Consider the following 3,957-nt stretch of genomic DNA (forward strand, 5'->3'; position numbering starts at 1 on the left):
GGGCTTGCCACTGCCGAGCTTCGCCAAGCCGACATGTATTCGCTGCCGCTCGCTGCCGGCACCGCGGACACGGTGATCATCCACCAGGTCCTCCATTACGCGCAGCAGCCGGCCGCAGCGGTGGCCGAGGCGGCGCGGCTGCTCGCTCCCGGCGGGCGGCTCCTGATCGTCGACTTCGCCCCGCACGAGCGCGAGGAGCTGCGCGACCGCGACGCCCATGCCCGCCTGGGCTTCTCCGACGAGGCGGTAACGGGCTGGATGGCGGCTGCGGGCCTCGATGCGCGGGTGCTCGAGCATCTCAAGGGCGGCGAGCTGACCGTCACCCTCTGGGAAGGCGAGCGGCCGGAAACCCGGCTGAAGGTGGTGGCATGAGCCCGATCACCCCCTCTATCGCAAGCTTTTCGAAGCCGCTGTTCGAGGATGTCGCCGGCGACATCGACGTCTCGTTTGAATTCTTCCCGCCCAAGACCGAGAAGATGGAGGAGACCTTGTGGGAGAGCGTGAAGACGCTCGAGCCGCTTGCCCCCCGCTTCGTCTCGGTCACCTACGGCGCCGGCGGCTCCACCCGCACGCGCACCCATGCGACGGTCGAGCGGATCGCCCGCGAGACCTCGCTCGAGGCTGCGGCGCACCTCACCTGCGTCGAGGCGAGCCGCGGAGAGATTGAGGATGTCGCGCGCGAATATTGGGCTGCGGGCGTTCGCCACATTGTCGCGCTCCGCGGCGATCCTCCGGTGCAGGGCCAGGGCTTCGTCGCCCGCTCCGACGGCTATGAGAATGCGGCGGCGCTCGTCGCTGGCCTGAAGAAGGTCGCGCCCTTCGAGATTTCCGTTGCGGCCTATCCGGAATGCCACCCGGATTCGCCGAACAAGCGGGCGGACCTCGACAATCTAAAAGCCAAGATCGATGCCGGTGCCGACCGGGCGATCACGCAATTCTTCTTCTCGCCGGACTGCTTCTTCCGCTTCCGCGACGATGCGGCGGCGGCGGGGATCGATGCGGAGATCGTGCCGGGCATCCTGCCCGTGTCGAACGTCGCCCAGACGCGGAAGTTCGCGGCGATGTGCGGTGCCAGCATCCCCGGCTGGATGGACAAGCTCTTCGAAGGTCTCGACGACCTGCCCGCGGCGCGTCAGCTCGTCGCTGCAACGGTCGCGGCCGAGCTTTGCGGCCAGCTCTACGCCGGCGGCGTCCGCCACTTCCATTTCTACACCCTCAACCGGGCCGAGCTCTCCTACGCGATCTGCCACCTGCTCGGGCTTCGGCCGAAGGAACATCTCAGTGAATATCGCAGAACAGCTTAAGGCAGAGGCCGCCAGGCGAATCCTGATCAAGGACGGCGCCTATGGCACGCAGGTGCAGGCGCGGGGGCTTGCCGAGGCGGATTATCGCGGCACGCTCAGCGTCGGTCGCGACCAGAAGGGCAATAACGACCTCCTGAACCTCACTCGGCCCGAGATCATCGGCGACATCGCGGAGGCTTTCGCCTTGGCGGGCGCGGACATCCTCGCCACCAACAGCTTCAACGCCAACCGGATCAGCCAGGCCGATTATGGCGCCGAGGATCTGGTGGGCGAGATGAACGCCGCTGCCGCGAGGATCATCGGCGAAGTTGCGGACCGGCACGCGCAGGCGGACGGGCGCAAGCGCTGGATCGCGGGGGCGCTGGGCCCGACCAACAAGACGCTGTCGCTCTCGCCCAACGTCAACGATCCGGGTTACCGCGAGATCGACTTCGACCTTTTGAGCGACGTCTATGTCGAGCAGATCGAGGGGCTGGTCGAAGGGGGCGCCGAGATCGTGCTGATTGAGACCGTGTTCGACACGCTGAACGCCAAGGCGGCGATCCACGCGGCCCGTCGCGTCGATCCCGCGCTTCCGATCATGCTCTCGATGACGATTACCGACCTGTCCGGCCGCAATCTCTCTGGGCATTCGATCGAGGCGTTCTGGGCGTCGATCCGGCACGCAAGGCCGCTGTCGGTGGGGCTCAACTGCTCGTTCGGCGCGGCTCAGCTTCGCGCGCATGTCGCAAGCCTGTCGGCAGTCGCGGACACGCTCATCATGGCCTATCCGAACGCCGGCCTTCCGAACGACCTCGGCCAATATGACGAGGGGCCGGAGACGACTGCCGCGCAAGTGCGGGAATGGGCGGAGCAGGGGATCGTCAACATCGTCGGCGGCTGCTGCGGCACCACGCCGGACCATATCGCAGCCATCGCCGAGACGGTGCAGGGTTACGCTCCTCGCCAGCTTCCCACCCCCGCGCGCCGCACCCGCCTTGCGGGTATCGAGCCGATGGTGCTCGCCGCCTGACATGAGCACCGCAGCACGCACCCTCCCGGCTGCCGATGCGGCCGCCGCCTCATCGACATTCGTCAATGTCGGCGAGCGCACCAACGTCACGGGCTCGGCCCAGTTCAAGAAGCTGATCATGGCGGGCGACTATGCCGCCGCCGTCGAGGTCGCTCGCCAGCAGGTCGAGAACGGCGCACAGATCCTCGACATCAACATGGACGAGGGCTTGCTCGATTCTGAGTTGGCGATGACGACCTTCCTGAAGCTGACCGCCGCTGAGCCCGACATCGCCCGAGTCCCCTTCATGATCGACAGCTCGAAGTGGAGCGTGATCGAGGCTGGGCTGAAGTGCGTGTCCGGCAAGCCGATCGTCAACTCGATCAGCATGAAGGAAGGCGAGGCCGAATTCCTCGCCCATGCGCGCAAGGTGCGGGATTACGGCGCCGCCGTCGTCGTGATGGCGTTCGACGAGGTCGGCCAGGCCGACACCAGGGACCGGAAGGTCGAGATTTGCGAGCGTGCCTACAAGCTTCTCGTCGAGGACGGCTTTCCGCCCGAGGACATCATCTTCGATCCCAACATCTTCGCGGTGGCGACGGGCATCGAGGAGCATCGCCGCTATGCGCTCGACTTCATCGAGGCCGCGCGCGAGATCCGCGCACGCTGCCCCCACGTCCACATCTCGGGCGGCTTGTCGAACCTCAGCTTCTCCTTCCGCGGCAACGAGCCGGTGCGGCGGGCGATGCACTCGGTATTCCTGTACCACGCCATTCCGGCCGGGCTCGACATCGCCATCGTCAATGCGGGCCAGCTCGACGTCTATGATGCGATCGATCCCGAGCTTCGCGAGGCCTGCGAGGATGTGATCCTCAACCGGCGCGACGACGCAACGGAGCGGCTCGTGACGCTCGCCGAGCGCTATCGCGGCTCCGATCCCGTCCGCGAGAAGGCCGAAGCGGAGTGGCGGGGCTGGCCCGTCGCCAAGCGCCTCGAGCATGCGCTTGTGAAGGGCATCGACGCCTTCGTCGTCGAGGATGCCGAAGAGGCGCGCCAGGAGGCCGAGCGGCCGATCCACGTGATCGAAGGCCCGCTGATGGACGGGATGAACGTCGTCGGCGACCTGTTCGGATCGGGCAAGATGTTCCTGCCGCAGGTGGTGAAGTCCGCTCGCGTCATGAAGAAGGCGGTCGCCCACCTAATCCCGTTCATCGAGGCGGAGAAGGAGAAACTCGGCGCCACCCAGGGCAAGGGCCGCGTCGTGATGGCGACGGTGAAGGGCGACGTTCACGACATCGGCAAGAACATCGTCGGTGTCGTTCTCCAGTGCAACGGCTTCGAGGTGATCGACCTTGGCGTGATGGTCCCCTGGCAGGACATCCTGAAGGCCGCGAACGAGAACAATGCGGACATGATCGGCCTTTCCGGCCTCATCACGCCCTCGCTCGACGAGATGGTGACGGTCGCGTCCGAAATGCAGCGCGAGCAGCTGAAGCTCCCGCTTCTGATCGGCGGCGCCACCACCAGCAAGGTGCACACCGCGCTCCGGATCGACCCTGCCTATGAAGGGCCGGTGATCCACGTCCTCGACGCAAGCCGCGCCGTCGGCGTCGCCTCCTCGCTGGTTTCCGACACGCAGCGGGACCCGCTCGTTCTGAAGAC

Annotated in this window: 4 protein-coding genes; all 4 read left to right on the top strand. The window is 66.4% G+C overall.

Annotation, left to right across the window (positions count from 1 at the left end; genetic code table 11):
* On the top strand, positions 1-372 hold a 372-nt coding region (locus VF662_RS08825), incomplete at its 5' end, for a class I SAM-dependent methyltransferase (protein WP_464139987.1).
* Complete coding sequence (gene metF / locus VF662_RS08830; RefSeq protein WP_464139989.1) at positions 369-1,304, top strand: methylenetetrahydrofolate reductase; 936 nt, start codon at positions 369-371, stop codon at positions 1,302-1,304. The genes VF662_RS08825 and metF, both read left to right, overlap by 4 nt.
* Entirely contained in the window at positions 1,282-2,316 is a 1,035-nt protein-coding gene (locus VF662_RS08835) for a homocysteine S-methyltransferase family protein (protein ID WP_464139991.1), read from the top strand. Before metF ends, VF662_RS08835 begins: the two co-directional genes overlap by 23 nt.
* A 1-nt stretch (position 2,317) precedes the next feature.
* Positions 2,318-3,957 (top strand): dihydropteroate synthase (locus VF662_RS08840; RefSeq protein ID WP_464139993.1); only part of this gene is annotated, 1,640 nt, incomplete at its 3' end.

Source organism: Allosphingosinicella sp. (assembly GCF_036387215.1).
GTDB lineage: Bacteria > Pseudomonadota > Alphaproteobacteria > Sphingomonadales > Sphingomonadaceae > Allosphingosinicella.